The organism is Burkholderia anthina (assembly GCF_902498995.1).
Taxonomy (GTDB): domain Bacteria; phylum Pseudomonadota; class Gammaproteobacteria; order Burkholderiales; family Burkholderiaceae; genus Burkholderia; species Burkholderia anthina.
On the sequence record NZ_CABVLY010000005.1, the window covers coordinates 235,467 to 254,468 of the forward strand.

Consider the following 19,002-nt stretch of genomic DNA (forward strand, 5'->3'; position numbering starts at 1 on the left):
GCTCGCAGCGCGCGGCCGGCCCGTCGGCCACGTTCGCCCTTCCGTCATCCGTCACGACATGCCCGACACCATGAGCACGCTCGCCCAGCCCGCCACCCACTCGCCACGCCGCGTCCGCAACAGCCGACTCGCGACCGCGAGCATGATCGGCACATCGCTCGAGTGGTACGACTTCACGATCTACAACACGCTCGCCGCGCTCGTCTTCAATCACCTGTTCTTTCCGTCGGTCGATCCGCTGGCCGGCACGATCCTCGCGTTCTCGACCTATGCGGTCGGCTACGTGTCGCGTCCGCTCGGCGGCTTCGTGTTCGGCAACCTCGGCGACCGGATCGGCCGCCGCGCGGTGCTGATGCTCACGCTCGTGCTGATGGGGCTGACGACCGCGTTGATGGGCGCCCTGCCGACCTACGCGCAGGCGGGCATCCTGAGCCCGATCCTGCTCGTCGCGCTGCGCTTCGTGCAGGGCGTCGCGCTCGGCGGCGAATGGGCCGGCGCGGTGCTGCTGTCGGTCGAGCACGGCGACCAGAAACGCCGCGGGCTGTCCGCGTCGTGGACGCAGATCGGCCCGTCGTTCGGCACGCTGCTCGGCACCGGCTGCATCGCGCTCGTCACGCTGTCGACCACGTCCGGCGACTTCCTGTCGTGGGGCTGGCGCGTGCCGTTCGCGGCCAGTGCGCTGCTCGTCGTGTTCGGTTTCTGGCTGCGCCGCGGCGTCGACGAAACGCCGCAGTTCGAGCAGCTCGCCGAATCGCACGCGACCGCGGAAGTGCCCGTCGCCGAGGTGCTGAAGTGCCACTGGCGGCGCCTGCTGATCGCCGGCGGTTCGCGGATCGGCTCGGACGTGCTGTACGCGCTGATCGTCGTGTTCACGCTGACCTACGTGACGACCGTGCTGCACCTGTCGCGCCCGGTCGCGCTGACGGCCGTGATGGTCGGCACGGCCTGCAACGCGCTCGCGGTGCCGTTCTTCGGCGCGCTGTCGGACCGCTTCGGACGCCGTCCGGTGTATCTCGCCGGCGCGATCGCCGGCATCGTGTGGGCGTTCGTGTTCTTCACGATGCTCGATTCGGCACGGCCCGCCGCGATCGTCGCGGCCGTCGCGATCGGCCTCGTGATCCATGCGGTGATGTACGGCCCGCAAGGCGCATTCGTCACCGAGCAGTTTCCGACCCGCGTGCGTTACGCCGGCTCGTCGCTGGCGTACACGCTCGCGGGCATCGTCGGCGGCGGCTTCGCGCCGCTCGTGATCGCCGCGCTGTTCCGCGAGACGGGCACGACGACAGCCGTGTCGCTGTACGTCGCCGCGGCGCTCGTCGTCACGTCGGTCGCGCTGCTCGCCGCGCGCGAAACCGCGCATCGGCCGCTCGCCGATTGAGCGTCGCCCGTCGATCGTTTCATTCATTCGCACTTCAAACGGATATCCGCATGCCAGCCCTGTCGTTCAACGTGATTCCCCTGCAAGGCGCGCCGGCCGCCGTCGACGTCCAGATCGAGCGCGTCGTGATCGCCGGCTGGGCCGGACGCGATCCCGCCGCGATCCGCGCGCACATCGACGAACTCGCGGCCCTCGGCGTCGCGCCGCCGTCGACCACGCCGTGCTTCTATCGCGTGGCATCCGCGCTGCTCACCCAGGCGCCGTCGATCGGCGTGCTCGGCGCGCGCTCGGGCGGCGAGATCGAGTGCGTACTGATCGACAGCCCGGCCGGCACGCTGGTCACGCTCGGGTCGGATCACACCGATCGGGAAGTCGAGGCGTATGGCGTCGCGGTGTCGAAGCAGGTATGCGCGAAGCCGCTCGGCCGCGACGCGTGGCGCTACGCGGACGTCGCCGGTCACTGGGATGCGATCGGGATGCGTTCGTGGTGGATCAAACGCGACGGCGAACGCGTCGCGTATCAGCATGGCGCGGTCAGCGGGCTGCTCGCGCCCGATGCGCTGTGGCAGCGCTTCGACGACCGTCGCACGATGCCCGCGCGCTGCGCGATGTTCGGCGGCACCGTCGTCGTGCATGGGGCCATCGCGGCGATGGACGACGGCGATGCGTTCGAGATGGAACTGCACGATCCGGTGCTCGGGCGCAGCCTGCGGCACCGGTATGCGGTCGAAGTGTTGCCGGTCGTGGCATAACGGCGGGCGGTGGCAATAAACATCCGCCGGATACCGGCTCACCCCGCGGCTTACCCCGCCGCGCCCGCTCGCGGCAAGCACCCCAACCCCGCCAGCGCTTCCTCCACCGCCGTGTCGAGCGGCGTCACCGGCTCGCGGCCGAGCGCCGCCGTCACGCGCGCGTTGTCCATCCGCAGCGGCTCGCGCCACAGATAGCGCATCTCGAGCATCTCGCGCATCGTCGTGACGAACGGCGCGGCCACCCACACGAGCCACCACGGGAAACGCCGCACCGTCGGCCGCATCCCGTGCCGTTGCGCGACGCGGCGCACGGCCTGCGCCATCTGCGTGCCATCCGCGTCCCAGTGACCGCCGAGATGAAAGCGCGCGAACGGCTCCAGCGTATCGCGCCGCTCGATCAGTTCGACCATCGTGCGCGCGACGTCCGGCAGGTATGCCCATTGATGGCCGACGCCCGGCCGGCCCGGCACGCTGATGGCGGCCACGGGCCGCCCGGCCTTGACGAGCCCCTGTCCGAACCAGTTGTTGCCCGCGTGCGCGCCGAAGAAATCGCCGGCCCGCACGATGATCGTCCGCACGCCCTGCGCGGTCGCCGCCTGCAGCCGCCGCTCCAGCTCGACGCGAATCGCGCCCTTGCGGGTCGTCGGATGCTGCGGCGCCTCTTCGCGCAACACCGGAAACGCGTCGGGGCCGTAGTTGTATACCGTCCCGGGCAGCACGACGGTCGCCTGCGCCACCGTCGCCGCCGCGATCGTGTTGTCGATCATCGGCAGCACCTGCTCGTTCCAGTTCCGGTAGCCGGGCGGGTTCACCGCATGCACGATCACGCTGCAGCCGCGCGCCGCGCGGACCACCGCTTCGCGGTCGAGCGCGTCGCCGCGCATCCACGCGATGCCGTCGCGCTCCACCGTCTCGGCGTCGAGCCCGCGCTTGAGCGCGCGCACCTGCCAGCCGGCATCGCGCAACTGACGTGCGACCTCGCCGCCGATGCCTCCGCTCGCGCCGAGCACGAGTGCCAGTGGTTGCGTCCCGCCTGCGTTCGTCGTCATTGCCGCTCTCCCTGAATGAACCGTCGATGAGCGCATTCTGGCGCGCGGCCGGCTAACAAGGAATTGCCGAACCCAATGGATCAGCTATACATTTATGCATGACCACCGATCTGAACTGGGAACGCTACCGGACCTTCCTCGCCGTGCTGACGGAGGGCTCGCTGTCGGGCGCCGCGCGTGCGCTCGGCATCACGCAGCCGACGGCCGGCCGCCACGTCGCGGCGCTCGAAAGCGCGTTCGGTCAGACCCTGTTCACGCGCTCGCCGTCGGGGCTGCTGCCGACCGAGGCCGCCCTCGCGCTGCGCGGCCATGCGGAAGCGCTGCGCAGCGCGGCAGCCGCGTTCGAGCGCGCCGCCGCGAGCCACGGCGCGGGCGTGCGCGGCACGGTCCGCATTTCGGCCAGCGACGTGATCGCGGTCGAGGTACTGCCGCCGATGCTCGCGCAGTTGCGGCGCGACCATCCGGGGCTCGTGATCGAACTGGTGCCGACCGACCGCATCCAGGACGTGCTGAACCGCGAAGCGGACATTGCGGTGCGCATGACGCCGCCCGCGCAGGACGCGCTCGTCGCACGGCGCGTCGGCGATCTCGAAGTGGGGCTGTATGCACGCGACGACTATCTGGCGCGCAACGGCGTGCCATCGACGCTCGACGCGCTCGCGCACCACGCACTGATCGGCTTCGATACGGTCACGCCGTTCATCCGCTCGGCGAGCCGCGGGATGCCGATGTGGAAGCGCGATGCGTTCGCGTTGCGCACCGACAGCAATCTCGCGCAGCTCGCGATGATCCGCGCCGGTTACGGGATCGGCTTCTGCCAGAGCGGGCTCGCGAAACGCGATGCGCGGCTCGCCCGCGTGCTGCCGGACAGGCTCGCGATGACGCTGGAAACCTGGGTGGTCATGCACGAGGATCTGCGTACGAGCCCGCGTTGCCGGGCCGTGTTCGATGCGCTGGCGAACGGGCTGCGCGCGTATGCCGAAGGGACGGCCGACTAGGCCGCACGCCCCTGCCGCCCCTGCCGCATCGGCACTGCGCCGCGCCGCGCGCTACTCGTAGATCTTGCCGGCGAACAGGATGTCGGCGATACGCCGCCACGGATTGTCGGGCAGGTCGTAGCAACGCAGCCCCTCCTCCGATGCCTCGGCCCAGTCGACCATCGCCTCCAGGTATTCGCCGATCGAGCGGTTCTCCCAGCCGAGCACCGCGGCCGCATACGGCGCCGGCGGCACGTCGGCCTCGAGCTGGCGCTCCGTGTGCCAGTCATGGCCGAGCACGCGCAGGAAATGGATCAACGAGCGCTCGTCCACCACCCGCTCCAGCGCGTGCTGCAACCGCTCGGCCATCTGGCTCTTCAGTTCGTCGTTCATGCGTGGCCCCCTGCCGGTCCCCCGAATCCATGCCGACACCCCGCGCGCGGCACGATTTCACATCAGCAACTGCCGCGACAGCACCTCGCGCGCCTGCGTGACGGTCTCGCGTTCGCCGGGCATCGGCGGCGTCAGCGAGAACACCGCATCGGGCAGCACCGGCAGCCGGTATTTCGGGCCGAGGCGCACGAGCCCTTCACCGATCGCCGACGCGCACAGGCAACCGACGCCCAGCCCTGCCGCCAGCATCGACTGCAACCCCGCGACGCCCGATGCGCTGTGCACGAGCACGTACGGCGCGTGCTGCTCGTCGAGCGAGCGCACCGCGATCTGATGCATCATGCAGTCGTCCGGCAGCAGCACGAGCGGCAACGGCTCGGGCAACTGCTCGGCCAGCGCCGGCGACGTGACCCACGACAACGGCTCGCGCCGCAGCACCCAGCGCGTATCGGCCGACGCGGGCCGGAACGGGCCGCTCGACAGGTTCATCACGACGCCGAGATCGATCTGCCCGCGCGCATGCGCGGTTTCGATCTCGGCACTCTTCATCGCGCTCACGTGCAGGCTCAGCTGCGGGTAGCACTCCCGCAGCCGCGCGAGCAGCCCCGCGACTTCATGCGTCCGGTAGTAATCGGTGATCGCGACGCGCAATTCGCCCTTGATCGCCTGCCCGCGCAGCTCGTCGAACGCCGCCTCGTTCAGCGCGACGATGCGCCGTGCGTGCTGCAGCAAGCGCGCGCCGGCCGGGGTCGGCTCGACGCCGCGCTTGCTGCGCACGAACAGCGGCACGCCGGCGCGCGCTTCGAGCTTGCGTACCTGCTCGCTGACCGTCGACTGTGACAAATGCAGCCGCGGCGCGGCCGCCGTCAGGCTGCCCGCATCCGCCACCGCCGCGAAAGTGCGCAACTGATCCAGATCGAAACCGCGCATCGCCTTCTCCATCCATCGAATAACCCGATGGATACTACCACCTATTCCCGCTTTTCCGAATCATCGGCGATCCGCAGAATGTCGCTTCAACGGCACGCTGCCGAACCCGGCTCGCCCGGCCCGGCATGCGGCCCTCATTCTTTCGGACCTCCGTACATGACCGACAACACCCTCGCCCGTTGCGCGCCGGCCGGCACGGCCGCCGCGGCACCGGCGCGCAGCCATCATGGCTGGGCGCTCGTGGTCCTGCTGGTCGGCGCCATTCTGCCGCCGCTCGACTACTTCATCGTGAATCTCGCGTTGCCCGCCATCCGCGACGGCATCGGCGCCCGCCCGGCCCAGCTGGAGCTCGTCGTGTCGGCTTATGCATGCGCGAACGCGGTCGTGCAGATCACCGGCGGCCGCCTCGGCGACCTGTACGGCCGCAAGCGCATGTTCATGATCGGCATGGCCGGCTTCGTGGTCGCGTCGACCCTGTGCGGGCTCGCCGGCAGCGGCGCGGTGCTCGTCGGCGGCCGCGTGCTGCAGGGGCTGTTCGCGGCGATCCTCGCGCCCCAGGTGCTCGCGACGATCCGCAGCGTGTTCAGCCCGCAGGAGCAGGTGCGCGTGATGGGCTTCTACGGTTTCGTGTTCGGGCTTGCCGCCGTGATCGGCCAGCTCGGCGGCGGCGCGCTGATCAGCCTGCATCCGTTCGGGCTCGGCTGGCGCGCGATCTTTCTCGTCAACCTGCCGATCGGCATCCTCGCGCTGATCGGCAGCTGGCGCTTCATCCCGGAAAGCCGGCCGCCGCGCGGCCAGCGCATCGACGTGCCCGGCACGGTGCTGCTGTCGCTGTTCCTGCTGATGCTCGTCTATCCGCTCACGCACGGGCGCGAAACCGGCTGGCCGCTGTGGATGGTCGCGTGCCTCGTCGGCGCGCTGCCGATGCTCGGTGCGCTGCTGACGGTCGAAGCGCGCCGGCTCGCCGGCGGCCGCGATCCGCTGCTGGACGTGCGCCTGCTGCGCAATCCCGTCGTCGCGCTCGGGCTCACGCTCGCGTTCCTGTTCTACATGCTGAGCGTGTTCTTCCTGAGCTACGGGATCTATCTGCAGGGCTGCCTGAACTGGTCGCCGCTCGCGTCCGGGCTCGCGATCCTGCCGCTCGGCATCGGCTTCCTGGCAAGCCCGCTGCTGATGCCGCGCCTCGTCGACCGGTTCGGCGGCTATCGCGTACTCACGCTCGGCTTCGCGATACTGGCGGCCGGTGTCGCGACCGCGGCCGCACTGGCCGGCGACCATGCGCCCGGCGCCGGTTTCTATGCCGGCATCGCGGCGATCGGGATCGGACAAGGGCTCGTGCTGCCGTCGGTCGTGCGGATCGTGCTCGCGGAAGTCGACGCGGCCCGTGCGGGAGTCGCATCCGGCATGGTCACGGCGATGTTGCAGATCGGCGCGGCCGTCGGCGCGGCGACGCTCGGCGGGCTGTTCTTCTCGCGGCTCGGCGCGCATCCGGCCGCAGCCGATTACGTCGCGGGTTTCCGGACGGCGATGTGGGCGCTGACGGCCCTGCTGCTCGTGTGCATCGCACTGTCGGCCGCGTTGGGGCCGATGCATCGGCGGGCGGGGGCCGACGCGTGACGCTGCCGGGCCGGGAACGCATCGGCGGCGGCGAAGCGGGAGCGGCGCATGCGCGGCCGTTCGCCGGCACCGGCATCACGTCACTGCTGATGCTTTCGTTGCGGATGCCGCGCTTCCCATTCGGCCAGCTCGACGCGATAGCGCGCGAGCGCTTCGTCGTACAGGTCGAAAACGCACGGCGAACAACCGCTGTTGCAGCAGTCTTCCAGTTCGGGTTGTACGGGCGGGGTCGGACGCGGATCGTCCGCGGGGGATTCGGAAGCGGGAGACTTGGGCACGGCGAAAATCGGATGAAAAGACGTGTTCAGTATACGCGGATGCTGCGTCACATCCGTTCGTGATCGCGGCGTCGCTCGTTCGTCCATAATGCCCGGATTATCGGCGCCCCGGACGGCCATGCCGACGACACGCTCCCGCTGCGCGCATGACCCGCGCCCGGGCGGGTCGCGACGCACGCCGTCGCTGTCCGGACCGCCCAACCCTCTGCCCTCGGGAGTCGCGTCATGGCCGAAGCCGTGAATCCGCCGGAAGTCTGGGCGCCGTTCGGCGCGTTCTCGATGGCCGTAATTCAGGGCGACGGCCGGATCGTGCATCTGAAGGGACAAGTCGCGCTCGACCGGGACGGGCACGTCGTCGGTGCCGGCGACATGCGTGTGCAAGTCCGGCAGACGCTCGACAACATTCGGGACGTGCTCGCCGCGCTCGGCGGGCAGATGCTGGACGTGATCTCGCTGGTTCACTACGCGACCGACATCGACGCGTTCATGCAGGCCGGCGACGTCCGCAAGGCGTTCTTCGCCGAACCCTATCCCGTGACGACGACCGTCCAGGTCGAACGTCTGTACCGTCCCGATCTGCTGATCGAAATCGCGGCGGTCGCGGAAATTCCGCTGACGCGGTTCCGCAGGCCGTCCCCCCAGGCATGAATCGCCGGCCCGGTGGCGGCCGACGCGACGGCCGGGATGCTGCCGGCCGACCGCGTTGCCACCGCCATCGCGCCTATTTCGCCGGCGCCTCCGGCTTCGCCTTGTCGGCGAGCGGTTGCCACGCGGCACCCAGCGCGTACCAGTCGATGCGGCGCGTGAGCGTCATGATCCCGGCGAGGATCGCGAACAGCAGCAGCGAACCGAGCATCAGCGCGTTGTCCTCCGACAGCAGCAAGCCGTAAAGCGCCGCGTACAGGATCGCGAGCAGCCCGGCGAATGCGGCGCCGCGCTTTACGCTGTGCAGCACGAACGACAGATAGAAGCCGAGCAGCCCGATGCATGCGCCGCTTGCCGCGAGATACGCGTAACCGAACGCGACGTGCTCGGACAGGCTCAGCAACAACAGGAAGAACAGCGCGAGCGACAGGCCGACCAGCAGGTACTGGATCGGGTGAATGCGCAACCGCTTCACGAGTTCGTACATGAAGAAACTCGCGAACGTCAGGATCACGAACAGTGCGCCATACTTCGTCGCGCGTTCGGTCTGCAGATAGACGTTCACCGGTTCGATCACCGACACCGACGCCGTCTCCAGCGCGCCCTCCCCGTTGCCGGCCGCGATCTGCTCGCGCACCTTCGTATTGAACGACGTCACGCGCCAGTTGCCGGTGAACCCGTGCGCGTCGACGGTGCGGCGATGCGGCAGGAACGTGCCGTCGAAGCTCGGATGCGGCCACGTCGACTTCAGCGAAAAATCGTTCTGGTCAGCCACCGGCGCGAACGAAACGGATTCCGCGCCGCGCAGCGGCAACGCGATGCTGAACGGGACGACCGCCCCCGGATTCGCGTCCGCCAGCGTCGCGAGATCGAGGTTCGCGTGCACGCCCTGGCGCAGGCCGTCGAGCCCCGTGCCCTGCTCCAGGCCGAGCGCCCGGCCGCCGAGGTTCAACACCGGCTGCGACGTCAGCCCGCGAATATCGCCGATGCCGATCGCGACGTATGCGCCGTCGATCGTGAAACTCACGTGAGCGTCGGCCTGCGGCAGCTTCTTCAGGTCCGGCAGCGCCAGCGTGCCCGACAGCCGGCTCTGCAGGTCGTACACCAGCACCTTGTGGATGCCGCGATAGCGCACGCTCGTCTCCAGCGTGCCGTCGACGTTCAGCGTCTTCGGAAACACGAACAGGCGCCGGCTCTCGCGATGCAGGCTCGTCTTCGTCGCGCCGCCGGCCGGCGTGTCGTCGCGCACGCGCGTGACTTCCGTGTACCGCACGACCAGCACCGGGCCCGTCACCGTCTGCGGCCCCGCATAGCTGGACCAGACGCTCTGCCGCGCGCTGTCGCGATACGCGGCGCGTTCCTGCACGATGCCGCCGACCATCCGTAACGGGATCAGGATCAGCAGCGCGAGGAGCGCGGTGATCAGGGATTTGAACAACAGGACTCGATTCATGCTGACGGATACCGGAGTGAAGGTGCGCTCAGCATGAGCCGGCCCGGTGAAGGCCGATTGAAGCAGGTGTGAAGCGAAGGTGTGGCGAGCGTGTGGCGGGCGTGAAGCGCTCAGCCCGGCGACGGCAGCGTGAGCGTCGCGCACGCGCCGCCTTCGTTGCGGTTCGCGAGCGCGATCTGGCCGCGATGCAGCATCGCGACTTCGCGGACGAAGCACAGGCCGAGCCCCGTGCTGCGGTCCTGCCCGTCGGGACGCGGCAGCGAATAGAAACGCTCGAACACCCGCGCCAGCGCGTAGTCGGGCACGCCGGGGCCGTCGTCGACGACGCGCACGACCGCGACCTGCCCGCGCCCCGCCGCGTGCCGTTCGAGTGCGACCCGGATCGCGCTGCCGCGCGGCGCGAAATCCAGCGCGTTGTCGAGCAGGTTGCCGAGCGCCTGGCGCAGCAGGAACGGATCGCCGTCGACGATCGCCGCGCCGGCCGTCCGGTCGGCATCGATTCGCACGCTCACGCCGCGCTGACGCGCACGCGGCTCGAGATCGTCGACGAGCTGCTCCAGCACCGGCAGCAGCGCGACCGGCTCGTGTACCGACAGCCGCTGCTTCTGCTCCACTTCGGCGAGCGCGAGCAGCTTGCGGATCATCTGCTCGAGACGGCCGGCCTGGCGGCGGATGTTCTCGGTGAAACGCCGGCGGTTCGCGACCGGCATCTCTTCGTGCAGCAATTCGGCCGCGCCGCTGATCGCCGCGAGCGGGCTCTTCATTTCGTGCGTGAGCGTGTGGATGTAGGTTTCGACATATTGCCGGTCCTCCAGACGCTGGTGCATGGTTTCCACCGCGCGGCCGAGCTCGGCCAGCTCGTTCGCGCCCTGCAGCGGCATCGTCGCGCGCTCGCCGGCCGCGATCGCGCGCGCATAGCGCTGCAGGCGCCGCAGCCCGAGCACGAGCCACCACGTGCACGCGACGCCGATCAGGATCGCGCCGCCCATCAACAGCGCGCCATACAGCATGATCTTGCGCTGGCTGCGCGCGATGAACGGCGCGACAGTCTGGTTCGGCTTCGCGATCGTCAGCACGCCGATGATCGCGTCGCCATGCCGGATCGGCGCCGCGACGTGCATCACGGTGCTGCTGTCGTCGTTCGGATCGGCGCGCGTACTGCGCGCGCCATACTCGCCGCGCAACGTCCGGTACACGTCGTTCCAGCGCGAATAGTCCTGGCCGAGCGCGACGCCGGCCGAGTCGTAGCGGACGATGCCGCGCGCATCGGTGACGTAGATCCGGTAGCTGATCGCGTCCTTGTGCATGCCCCAGACGTTCGCGCTGACCGGACGCGCGTGCAGCGTGTCGAGCTGGCGCGCGAACGCGCCGTCGGCGATGTGTCCGCTCGCCATGTCGTCGGATGCGAGCGTCGCGAGCACCTGGGCGGTGTCGACCAGCGTGTCCTCCATCGCTTCGCGTACGCCGGGCTTCACCTCCTGCACGAACACCCGCAGCGTGATCAGCGCGGCAAGGCCGACGATCAGGAAGAAGCCGAAGAAGATGCGCAGGCCGATATGCATGGTGCGGTGCCGGTCGTCACGGTTGCAGCGAATAACCCATGCCGCGATGCGTGCGGATCGGGTCGCGTTCGGGGGCGATCGCGCGCAGTTTCGCGCGCAGCGTCTTGATGTGCGTGTCGACCGTGCGGTCGGCCGAGTCGAATGCCTCGTGCCACACGAGGTCCATCAGCTGCTCGCGCGAGTAGATGCGCCCCGGATGCCGGACGAGCAGCGCGAGCAGGCCGAATTCGTAGCGCGTCAGGTTCAACGGGTGGCCGAGCCATGCCACGCGCGCGCCGTCTATATCGAGTTCGAAGCCCGGTGCGATGGACGCAACGGGCGCGGCTGGCGCGGGTGTCGCCGTTGCCGGCTGTGGATGCGGATGCGGCATCGCCGGCCGGTAGAAGCGCCGCAGGATCACGCGCACCCGCGCGGCCAGTTCGCGCGGCGAGAACGGCTTGACCACGTAATCGTCCGCGCCGATTTCGAGGCCGACGATCCGGTCGATCTCGTCGTGCCGCGCGGTGAGGAAGATCACCGGCACGTCCGAGAACGTCCGCAGCCGGCGGCACACCTCGAAGCCGCTCAGGTCCGGCAGGCCGACGTCGAGCACCACGAGGTCGAAGCGCGTGTCGCTCAAGCGGTCGAGCGCCGCCTGCCCGAGCGTGCAGTGCACGGTCTGCATGCCCTCCGTGCCGAGGGCGTAGACGATCGTGTCCGCGATCGCCAGTTCATCTTCGACGATCAGGATATGTGGCTGATTCATGGTCTCGGGTTCTGTCGCGCAATCCGGTGCGACATTGTACGCACGGCCGGATGCGGCACGCGCCGCGCCGCCGCGAGCCCCCCATCCGTTACGCCACGCGGCCGCTCACCGGAATCGATGCGCCGGTGATCGCCTGCGCGTCGGCCGACAGCAGGAACCCGATCGTCGCCGCGAGCTGTTCGGGCCGGACCCAGCGCGAGAAGTCCGCGTCGGGCATGTCCTTGCGGTTCGGCGGCGTGTCGATGATGCTCGGCAACAGCGCGTTCACGGTCACGCCGCGATCGAGCAGTTCCGCCGCCAGCGCCTCGGTGAGCCGCGCGACGCCCGCCTTCGCGGCCGCATACGCGCCCATCCCGGCGCCGGCCTTGAACGCCGCGCCCGCGCCGATGTTGACGATGCGGCCGGCCTGGCTCGCCACCAGATACGGCAGCGCGGCCTTCGACGCATTCAGCGCCGTCTTCACGTTCAGTTCGTACATGCGATCCCACGTGGCCGCATCGCCATCGGCGATCGTCTGCCACACGAATGCACCGGCGATGTTCAGCAGCGCGTCGACCCGGCCGAATTCGCGATTCACGGTGTCGAGCGCCTGCACGGCCGCCTGCGGATCGACGAGATCGATCCCGCCGATGCGCAGTGCGTCGGCCGGCACGCCGGGTAGCGCCTGCGCGTCCGGCGCCGCGCCGCGGCCGATCAGCGCGACGCGCGCGCCGCGCTGGCCGAGCCACGCTGCCGTGGCGACGCCGAGATGGCCGAATCCGCCGGTGATCGCGACTGCCTTGCCTTTCAGGTCGTGTTCCATCGGTGTGTTCTCCAGTGTCGAGGGTGTTCGATTATGCGCGTTGCGAGGCCGATACCGGCCGCAGCCCGAGTGTGCCGCGCCGGCGTTTCGACAGCGTAGCGCCGTTCATGCCGCCGTGCGCACGGCGACGAGGTTGCGGCGGCGCAGTGCCTCCGTCGTCTCGCCCCGGTTGTCCGGGCGCCAGCCCGGCGGCGGCATCACGAAGCGCGGCGCGGTCCGGACGTCGCGGGCAGTGGCGACATCGCGGGCCAGGCTTGCCCAGTGCTCGAAGCACGACACCGTCGCATCGGATACGGACCGTCTCGCTCGATCGCCAGGCAGTTCGCGACGAAGTACACGGCAAATGCGTGGGTGCCGACGACGTCGGCAAGCTGATACGCCGGCGCTACGCCCGTGCGGCACGACTGCACGCGCCGGCAGGCGGCCGGGCATAATGCGCGATCACGGTGCGCCGCGCGGTGCGTCGTGATCGCGCCGGGCCCTTGAGCGGCCCGCGTCGCTTCCGTACCGAAACCCGAACCGCAACCCGTCAATCCCATGCAAGTACTCGTCGTTGGCGCCGGCAAGCTGGCAACCGAACTGCTCCGCTCGCATCAGCTCGATCCCGCAGTCTGTCACGTGATGCCCTGGTCGGATGGCGCGCGAGCCGATGCCGGACGTAGCGATGCAAGCCATAGCGCCGCCCGACGTCACGATACCCGATCGATCGTCGTCCATGCCGGTTCCGGCCGCGAGCTGCCCGACGCAATCGCGTTCTGCCGCGCCACGGGTTCGACGCTCATCGAGTTGTCGACCGGCTCCGGCCTCGAAACCGGATCACACGATTTCCCCGTCGTGCTCTGTCCGAACACGAACATCCTGATGCTCAAGTTCATGAGCATGCTGGAAACCAGCGGCCATCTGTTTCGCGACTGCAACATCAGCGTGACCGAATCGCATCAGGCCAGCAAGACGTCCGTGCCCGGCACCGCGGTCGACATCGGTCAGTCGCTCGGCGTGCCGGCGCACGATATCCGCTCCGTGCGCGCCCCCGCCGAGCAGCGCGATGCCTTGCAGATTCCCGGCGACCAGCTCGGCCGCCACGCATTCCACCGGATCCGCATCGAGGACGGCGCGTGCAGCCTGCAGTTCGAATCCCGCGTGTATGGCGCATCGCCCTACGCAGACGGCGTGTCGCGCATCGTCGACGCCGTGCGCCAGCGGGATCTCGAGCGGCGCCGTTATTCGATCGTCGAGTTCATTCGCAACGGCTGGCTGTAATCGCGCGTACGCACGCCCCGGCCGTCGACAGCGCTGACGACGCGCCCGCCGGCCGCCACCGCGCAGCCCTCCTCGCCCGCGTTATCCGTCGCCCAGCACGGCCCCGCTCTCCGGCAACGTCGCGCCGCCGTCGACGACGATCGTCTGCCCGGTGATGTACGCCGCATCGGCCGACGCGAGAAACAGCATCGCGTTCGCGATGTCCTCCGGCTCGCCCATCCGCGCGAGCGGAATGTCGCGCGCGATCTGCGCGGCGACCGACGCGTCGCCGAGATTGCCGGCGGCAGGCGTGCGAATCATCCCCGGCTCGACGCCATTGACCGTCACGTTGCGGCGCGCGAGTTCGAGCGCCGCCGCGCGGATGAAACCGTTCACGCCGGCCTTCGATGCCGCGTAATGCGCGAGCCCCGGATACACGACGCGCGGCCCCGTCACCGACGACGTGACGAGCAGCCGCCCGGCCCCCGCGCGCTCGAATGCGGGCAACGCGGCCTGCGCGAGCCAGAACAGCGCCGACAGGTTGACCGACAACGTCCGCTCGAGCACCGGCACATCGATCTGCGCAAACGGGGTCAGCGGGAAATACGCGGCGTTGTGCACGACGACGTCGAGCCGCCCGCCGTCGCGCTCGACCGCCGCGACGAGCGCGCAGAGTTCTTCGCGGCTCGCGGCGTCGACGCGATAGGCGCGCGCATCGGCACCCGCGCTGGCAAGCGCCTCGGCCTGCGCGGCGGCCGCGTCGCCGTTGAGATCGGCGAGCGCGACGAACGCATCGGATTCCGCGAAACGGCGCGCGATCGCCGCGCCGATCCCCTGCGCGGCGCCCGTCACGAGCACGACCCGCCCGCTGAAATCCGCACGCAGGCGGCCGCTGCCCGGCGTGGCGTTCATTGCGCCGCCTCGCCGCCGAGCGGATGCACGGTTTCGTTCAGCACCTGCGCATGCGCGCCGATCGGGAAATTCGACAGCGAGCCGAAATCGCCGCCCTGATAACCGAAGATCTTGCCGTCGGTCTTGCGCTGCGCGAGATCGATCAGCACGACGCCGAGCGTCGGCACCACTTTCTCGCGCCAGACGAACAGATACAGTTGCGCCGCGATCTTGAAGTAATGGCAGCGGTCGACGTCGGCCAGCCCGCCTTCGACGCCCAGCAGGCACTGCCATGCATAGAAGTTCTCGTTCAGGTAGATGTGCTCGTAGCATTCGGTCGGGCTGTAGCGGTACATCGTCCGCTTGCCGATCAGCTCGCGCGTGGGCCCGTGCAGCGGGCCCGGCTCCGCATGGCCGCCGAGCGTGCCGTGCCGGAACGCGGCGTCGACGCCCGTCAGCGGCAACCCGCGCGCGACGCGCGTGAACGCGTCGATGTGCGTGTCCGCTTCGGTCGGCAGCGTGCCGATCACCGACGTCCACACACCATTGCCGATGTCGATCACGAGGCTGACCGACGTCGCGCGCGCCGCCGGGTCGATGTAGTCGACGAAGTACAGTTCGTCGCGCAGCCGCGTGACCCGGCACGGCGCATGCCCGCCCGTGTCGGTCGCCGCATCGCGCCATTGCAGCGCACCCGCCTCGAACGTATAGACGCGCCACGCGCCCGATGCGTCGCCGAGGACGAGCGCCCGCCCCGCGAGTGCGTTCACGGGCGTGAGGATGTTCGCGTCCGGCGCAAAACCGTCCGCCAGTGCGCCCACCTGAATGAATACCGGATCCTGTTGTTCCACCTGCCGCCTCCTGCGCAACTTCAGGCCCGGCGGGCCGTGTACGCTGCTCATGTGCACATGGTGGCGGCTGCGCGCGCGGCGCGGTATCGGCCAAAAGGATGAAGGGCGCGCGCGGCCGGAACGCGCTAAAGTGCACGGAATCCGCGTCGCCGACGCGCCAGGATCACCCATGCACAGTGTCACCCACTACCGACGGATCGACGAAGGCATCGAGGCGATCAGCCTCGAGTCCGATCGCGCGTTTCCGCGGCATGCGCACGATGAATTCGGGGTCGGCGTGATCGTCAGCGGCGCGCATCGATCATGGAGCGGCCGCGGGCAGGTCGACGCGCTGGCCGGCGACGCGATCATGGTCAATCCCGGCGAAATGCACGACGGCATGCCGATCGACGCGGGCACGGGCCGGCGCTGGCGGATGCTGTACCTCGCGCCCGCGCTGGTTGCGGGCGTCGCGGCGGAAGAAGGCCTCGGCGGCGTCGAACTCACGCATCCGGCCGTGCGCGACGCGCGGCTCGCCGCCGCGTTCGGCCGGCTGCATGCGCGGATCGTCGAAGGCGAAACGCCGGCGCTCGCGCGCGACGAAGCGCTCGTGATGCTGGTCGCCGGGCTGCTGGCCCGGCATGCGAACCGCGCACTGCCGGCCGCGCGCGTCGCGCCGGCGATCCGCGTTGCCCGCGAACGGCTCGATGCCGCGCCCGCCGCACCCGTTTCGCTTGCGGAACTGGCCGGCTTGAGCGGCGTGAGCCGCTTCCAGTTGCTGCGCGGGTTCGCACGCGAACTCGGCATCACGCCGCATGCGTATCTGGTGCAGTCGCGCACGCGGCTCGCGCGTGCGCTGCTCGCGAGCGGCACACCGATCGCGGATGCGGCGGCCGAAGCCGGTTTTGCCGACCAGAGCCACCTGACGCGTGCCTTCGCGCGCCAGTTCGGGATCACGCCGGGAAGGTTCACGCAGGCCGGGTAACGGGCTTCGTTGCGCGACGCGCCTCTATCGCAACGACACGGGCCGTTGCCGTGACGTAGCGATGCCGATCGATCAGACAGACGCTGTGCCCCATGCGGAAACACCGGGTGCCGCCACGCACATCGCTGCAATTTCGTTCAAGACGCCCTCGCCGCCGCACGCGATGATGCGGCGCATGAAAACACGACTGATCGGCTATCTCTACCTCGCCGCCGCGATGACCGGCGTCGGCAGCACCGTCATCGCGAGCCGCTTCGCGGCCGGCGGCCTGCCGCCGTTCACGGCCACCGCGCTGCGCTTCCTGATCGCGACCCCGCTGCTGTTCGCGCTGATGCGTGCGCAACGCATGCGCTGGCCGCGCATCGGCACGCGCGACGCCGTGCTGCTCGTCGTCCAGGCGGCCGCGGGCGGCGTCGGCTATACGGTGCTGCTGATCAGCGGCACGAAGCTGTCGTCGCCGGTCGATGCGGGCGTGATGCTCGGCACGCTGCCGGCGATGTCGACGCTGATCGCGGCCATCGTGCTGCGTGAGCGGCAGACACTTCGCGACTGGGGCGCGGCCGCGCTCGCCACCGCCGGCGTCCTGTTCGTCACGTTCGCGCCCGGTCAGGCCATGCCGTCGCTGCAGACGCTCGCCGGCGATGCGCTGGTGCTCGCCGCCGTCGCATGCGAGGCCGTGTTCATCCTGCTGAACCGGCGGCTGTCGGCGCCGTTGCCGCCGCTCGCGCTGTCGACGGCGATGTCGGGCCTCGGCTTCGTGCTCGCGCTGGTGCCGGCCGCATTCGAATGGCACGCGGCAGCGGCCGGCTGGACGATCGGCGCCGTTTCGGCGATCGCATACTACGCGCTGGTGCCGACCGTGCTCGGTTATGTGTGCTGGTATGCGGGTTCCGCGCGTACGAGCGGCACCGAAGCCGCGCTGTTCACGGCGGTCGCGCCCGTCTCGGCCGTGCTGTTCGCCGTCGCGCTGTTCGGCGAGACACTGGGCGGCACGCGGCTTCTGGGTATCGCGCTCGTCGTCGCCGGGATGCTGGCAGGCGCAACGCGGCGACGTGAACCGCCGGCGCGCGACACGACAGCACCGTCGGCGCTGCCGGCCCGCCCGGCGGCGTCCTCGCCGACCGCCGACTGATCCGCGTCCGGCGCGCCGCATGCGCGGCGCCGGGTTTCCCGGTCCGCCCGGCGTCAGCCCGAGCCGTGCCGGGCGATGGATGCGGTGCACGACATCACGCGACCGCGATCGCCGCGGCGCGGGCCGGCCGGGTCGCCACACTCCGACACACGCGTCGCGTCCGACAGCCTGTCCGGCAGCGACGCCGCCCCACCATCGACCGATGCCCCGCCACCGCCCCCATCGGCGGCGATTGTAGGAATGTGTCCATCGGCGGCAAAACCGTTGCGCCCCATCGCACAAGATGCAATATTCGCGTGGCCGGGCCTTTTGACAACCATCGAACAACAATTCGCCACGTCATGAACAAGAAGGAAGCCAAAACAAGAATCGCGGCGCTGCTGTCCGCGGGTGCGAGGAAAGCCGACGTGCTGGCCGAACTGGCCGGACACGGCCTCAAGGATCGCGTGCTCGCGCGCCTGATCGCGTCGCGCCCCGACCCGGAGCTGTGCAGAAAGAACAAGGTGCACACGTGGATCCTGGTCGGCCTCGGCATCGCGCAACTCGTGATCAGCCTCGCGCTCGCCTACCTGTTCTCCGCCGCCGCGGACCACCTCGGCACGGCGGGCGTACTCGGCAAAGGCCTCGCGGTGCTGTTCGTCGTGCTGACCGTGCCGCTGTCGCTGCTGTTCATCTGGGGCTTCGCGACCCATCGCGTCGGCGCGTATCACGCGTTCATCATCCTGTCGCTGCTGCAACTGCCGAAGACCATCGCCGATCTCGGACAGGATCCGTCGAGCGCACTGCCGAGCCTCGCGGTGACGGTCGTGCTGGTGGGTTACGTCTGGTTCGTCCGCAACCGGATGTTCCCGGACTTCGGCTGGTTCACGCCGCGCAAGGTCGAAGGCCGTTACGCGTTCGTGGAAACCGCCTGACGCGGGCTGCAGCCGCATCGCGAACGATAAAAAAAGGCGCCGGGCCGCCCCGCACTCGCGGGACGGCCCGGCGCCTTCCGCATTCCGGAACCCGGCAGCTTACTTGGCCTTGTCGGCCGTATCGCTGATCGCCTGGCCACCCTTCGAAATATCCTGACCCATGCCTGCGACGGTATTGCAACCGGCGAGCGCGGCGGTCACCACCAGCAGCATTGCAGCAATCGTACGCGTCATTCTCATTCTCCTTCGAATCAACAAGCCCGACCGGGCGAATCGTCACGGCGTCGCGCCCTGCCACATGCAGGACACGGGGCCTGACCTGATTATACGGAGACGGCTGCCGCGCGCCAGTGCGAGCCGGCAGGTGTGACACCGATCACACAGGCGGTTTGCGCAGATTTTCCTTGACTTCGCCACCCTTCGAACTAAT

Annotated in this window: 20 protein-coding genes; 9 read left to right on the forward strand and 11 right to left on the reverse strand. The window is 69.6% G+C overall.

The window, feature by feature from the left end; translation table 11 throughout:
* The first annotated feature begins 58 nt into the window (after positions 1–58).
* The gene (locus tag BME24068_RS09520; RefSeq protein ID WP_174925896.1) at positions 59–1,378 is read left to right on the forward strand and encodes an MFS transporter; all 1,320 of its coding nucleotides are present in this window, start codon (positions 59–61) and stop codon (positions 1,376–1,378) included.
* Positions 1,379–1,428: 50 nt separating this feature from the next.
* Entirely contained in the window at positions 1,429–2,130 is a 702-nt protein-coding gene (locus tag BME24068_RS09525) for a DUF2848 domain-containing protein (protein ID WP_096501416.1), read from the forward strand.
* Between the two features lie 50 nt (positions 2,131–2,180).
* On the opposite strand, the gene BME24068_RS09530 is transcribed toward BME24068_RS09525, so the two are convergent.
* On the reverse strand, positions 2,181–3,179 hold the full coding sequence (locus tag BME24068_RS09530) for an NAD-dependent epimerase/dehydratase family protein (RefSeq protein WP_096501418.1): 999 nt from the start codon (positions 3,177–3,179) through the stop codon (positions 2,181–2,183).
* A gap of 98 nt (positions 3,180–3,277) precedes the next feature.
* On the opposite strand from BME24068_RS09530, the gene BME24068_RS09535 reads away from it, so the two are divergent.
* Positions 3,278–4,177 (forward strand): LysR family transcriptional regulator, encoded by a 900-nt coding sequence (locus BME24068_RS09535; protein ID WP_174925897.1) that lies wholly within the window; start codon positions 3,278–3,280, stop codon positions 4,175–4,177.
* A 51-nt stretch (positions 4,178–4,228) separates the two neighbouring features.
* Here the strand turns inward: BME24068_RS09535 and BME24068_RS09540 are convergent, their stop codons facing one another.
* The gene (locus tag BME24068_RS09540; RefSeq protein WP_174925898.1) at positions 4,229–4,549 is read right to left on the reverse strand and encodes a DUF7660 family protein; all 321 of its coding nucleotides are present in this window, start codon (positions 4,547–4,549) and stop codon (positions 4,229–4,231) included.
* Positions 4,550–4,606: 57 nt separating this feature from the next.
* Positions 4,607–5,479: a LysR family transcriptional regulator gene (locus BME24068_RS09545; protein WP_096501540.1), complete on the reverse strand. Its 873-nt coding sequence runs from the start codon at positions 5,477–5,479 to the stop codon at positions 4,607–4,609.
* 156 nt (positions 5,480–5,635) lie between these two features.
* Between BME24068_RS09545 and BME24068_RS09550 the strand changes: the two genes are divergently transcribed.
* On the forward strand, positions 5,636–7,096 hold the full coding sequence (locus tag BME24068_RS09550) for an MFS transporter (RefSeq protein ID WP_174925899.1): 1,461 nt from the start codon (positions 5,636–5,638) through the stop codon (positions 7,094–7,096).
* 80 nt (positions 7,097–7,176) lie between these two features.
* On the opposite strand, the gene BME24068_RS09555 is transcribed toward BME24068_RS09550, so the two are convergent.
* On the reverse strand, positions 7,177–7,374 hold the full coding sequence (locus BME24068_RS09555) for an oxidoreductase-like domain-containing protein (RefSeq protein WP_174925946.1): 198 nt from the start codon (positions 7,372–7,374) through the stop codon (positions 7,177–7,179).
* 225 nt (positions 7,375–7,599) lie between these two features.
* Here BME24068_RS09555 and BME24068_RS09560 point away from each other — a divergent pair, with 225 nt between their 5' ends.
* Positions 7,600–8,022, forward strand: a complete 423-nt coding sequence (locus BME24068_RS09560; RefSeq protein WP_174925900.1) for a RidA family protein — start codon at positions 7,600–7,602, stop codon at positions 8,020–8,022.
* Positions 8,023–8,095: 73 nt separating this feature from the next.
* On the opposite strand, the gene creD is transcribed toward BME24068_RS09560, so the two are convergent.
* From creD to BME24068_RS09580, 4 genes are all read right to left on the reverse strand, one after another.
* The gene (creD, locus tag BME24068_RS09565; RefSeq protein WP_096501428.1) at positions 8,096–9,472 is read right to left on the reverse strand and encodes a cell envelope integrity protein CreD; all 1,377 of its coding nucleotides are present in this window, start codon (positions 9,470–9,472) and stop codon (positions 8,096–8,098) included.
* 110 nt (positions 9,473–9,582) lie between these two features.
* Positions 9,583–11,034, reverse strand: a complete 1,452-nt coding sequence (gene creC, locus BME24068_RS09570) for a two-component system sensor histidine kinase CreC (protein WP_174925901.1) — start codon at positions 11,032–11,034, stop codon at positions 9,583–9,585.
* Between the two features lie 16 nt (positions 11,035–11,050).
* On the reverse strand, positions 11,051–11,779 hold the full coding sequence (gene creB / locus BME24068_RS09575) for a two-component system response regulator CreB (RefSeq protein WP_174925902.1): 729 nt from the start codon (positions 11,777–11,779) through the stop codon (positions 11,051–11,053).
* Positions 11,780–11,867: 88 nt separating this feature from the next.
* Positions 11,868–12,581: an SDR family NAD(P)-dependent oxidoreductase gene (locus BME24068_RS09580; protein ID WP_096501434.1), complete on the reverse strand. Its 714-nt coding sequence runs from the start codon at positions 12,579–12,581 to the stop codon at positions 11,868–11,870.
* Between the two features lie 537 nt (positions 12,582–13,118).
* Between BME24068_RS09580 and BME24068_RS09585 the strand changes: the two genes are divergently transcribed.
* Positions 13,119–13,841 (forward strand): dihydrodipicolinate reductase C-terminal domain-containing protein, encoded by a 723-nt coding sequence (locus BME24068_RS09585; RefSeq protein WP_174925903.1) that lies wholly within the window; start codon positions 13,119–13,121, stop codon positions 13,839–13,841.
* Positions 13,842–13,922: 81 nt separating this feature from the next.
* On the opposite strand, the gene BME24068_RS09590 is transcribed toward BME24068_RS09585, so the two are convergent.
* Positions 13,923–14,732: an SDR family oxidoreductase gene (locus BME24068_RS09590; protein ID WP_096501438.1), complete on the reverse strand. Its 810-nt coding sequence runs from the start codon at positions 14,730–14,732 to the stop codon at positions 13,923–13,925.
* Positions 14,729–15,562, reverse strand: coding sequence for a molybdenum cofactor biosynthesis F family protein (locus BME24068_RS09595; RefSeq protein WP_096501440.1), 834 nt, complete (start codon positions 15,560–15,562; stop codon positions 14,729–14,731). The genes BME24068_RS09590 and BME24068_RS09595 overlap by 4 nt, the downstream gene beginning before the upstream one ends.
* 169 nt (positions 15,563–15,731) lie before the next feature.
* On the opposite strand from BME24068_RS09595, the gene BME24068_RS09600 reads away from it, so the two are divergent.
* From BME24068_RS09600 to BME24068_RS09610, 3 genes are all read left to right on the forward strand, one after another.
* Entirely contained in the window at positions 15,732–16,526 is a 795-nt protein-coding gene (locus tag BME24068_RS09600) for an AraC family transcriptional regulator (protein WP_174925904.1), read from the forward strand.
* Positions 16,527–16,701: 175 nt separating this feature from the next.
* A complete protein-coding gene (locus tag BME24068_RS09605; protein ID WP_174925905.1) occupies positions 16,702–17,658 on the forward strand; it encodes a DMT family transporter in 957 nt (318 codons plus the stop codon).
* A 341-nt stretch (positions 17,659–17,999) separates the two neighbouring features.
* A complete protein-coding gene (locus BME24068_RS09610) occupies positions 18,000–18,572 on the forward strand; it encodes a permease (RefSeq protein WP_096501444.1) in 573 nt (190 codons plus the stop codon).
* 99 nt (positions 18,573–18,671) lie between these two features.
* Here BME24068_RS09610 and BME24068_RS09615 read toward each other — a convergent pair whose 3' ends face one another.
* Positions 18,672–18,806 (reverse strand): entericidin A/B family lipoprotein, encoded by a 135-nt coding sequence (locus BME24068_RS09615; RefSeq protein WP_096501446.1) that lies wholly within the window; start codon positions 18,804–18,806, stop codon positions 18,672–18,674.
* Positions 18,807–19,002: the final 196 nt, after the last annotated feature.

Coding starts and splice junctions, on each gene's coding strand:
- BME24068_RS09520 (WP_174925896.1), top strand. CDS start 59: ATGCCCGACACCATGAGCACGCTCGCCCAGCCCGCCACCCACTCGCCA.
- BME24068_RS09525 (WP_096501416.1), top strand. CDS start 1,429: ATGCCAGCCCTGTCGTTCAACGTGATTCCCCTGCAAGGCGCGCCGGCC.
- BME24068_RS09530 (WP_096501418.1), bottom strand. CDS start 3,179: ATGACGACGAACGCAGGCGGGACGCAACCACTGGCACTCGTGCTCGGC.
- BME24068_RS09535 (WP_174925897.1), top strand. CDS start 3,278: ATGACCACCGATCTGAACTGGGAACGCTACCGGACCTTCCTCGCCGTG.
- BME24068_RS09540 (WP_174925898.1), bottom strand. CDS start 4,549: ATGAACGACGAACTGAAGAGCCAGATGGCCGAGCGGTTGCAGCACGCG.
- BME24068_RS09545 (WP_096501540.1), bottom strand. CDS start 5,479: ATGCGCGGTTTCGATCTGGATCAGTTGCGCACTTTCGCGGCGGTGGCG.
- BME24068_RS09550 (WP_174925899.1), top strand. CDS start 5,636: ATGACCGACAACACCCTCGCCCGTTGCGCGCCGGCCGGCACGGCCGCC.
- BME24068_RS09560 (WP_174925900.1), top strand. CDS start 7,600: ATGGCCGAAGCCGTGAATCCGCCGGAAGTCTGGGCGCCGTTCGGCGCG.
- creD (WP_096501428.1), bottom strand. CDS start 9,472: ATGAATCGAGTCCTGTTGTTCAAATCCCTGATCACCGCGCTCCTCGCG.
- creC (WP_174925901.1), bottom strand. CDS start 11,034: ATGCATATCGGCCTGCGCATCTTCTTCGGCTTCTTCCTGATCGTCGGC.
- creB (WP_174925902.1), bottom strand. CDS start 11,779: ATGAATCAGCCACATATCCTGATCGTCGAAGATGAACTGGCGATCGCG.
- BME24068_RS09580 (WP_096501434.1), bottom strand. CDS start 12,581: ATGGAACACGACCTGAAAGGCAAGGCAGTCGCGATCACCGGCGGATTC.
- BME24068_RS09585 (WP_174925903.1), top strand. CDS start 13,119: ATGCAAGTACTCGTCGTTGGCGCCGGCAAGCTGGCAACCGAACTGCTC.
- BME24068_RS09590 (WP_096501438.1), bottom strand. CDS start 14,732: ATGAACGCCACGCCGGGCAGCGGCCGCCTGCGTGCGGATTTCAGCGGG.
- BME24068_RS09600 (WP_174925904.1), top strand. CDS start 15,732: ATGCACAGTGTCACCCACTACCGACGGATCGACGAAGGCATCGAGGCG.
- BME24068_RS09605 (WP_174925905.1), top strand. CDS start 16,702: ATGAAAACACGACTGATCGGCTATCTCTACCTCGCCGCCGCGATGACC.
- BME24068_RS09610 (WP_096501444.1), top strand. CDS start 18,000: ATGAACAAGAAGGAAGCCAAAACAAGAATCGCGGCGCTGCTGTCCGCG.
- BME24068_RS09615 (WP_096501446.1), bottom strand. CDS start 18,806: ATGACGCGTACGATTGCTGCAATGCTGCTGGTGGTGACCGCCGCGCTC.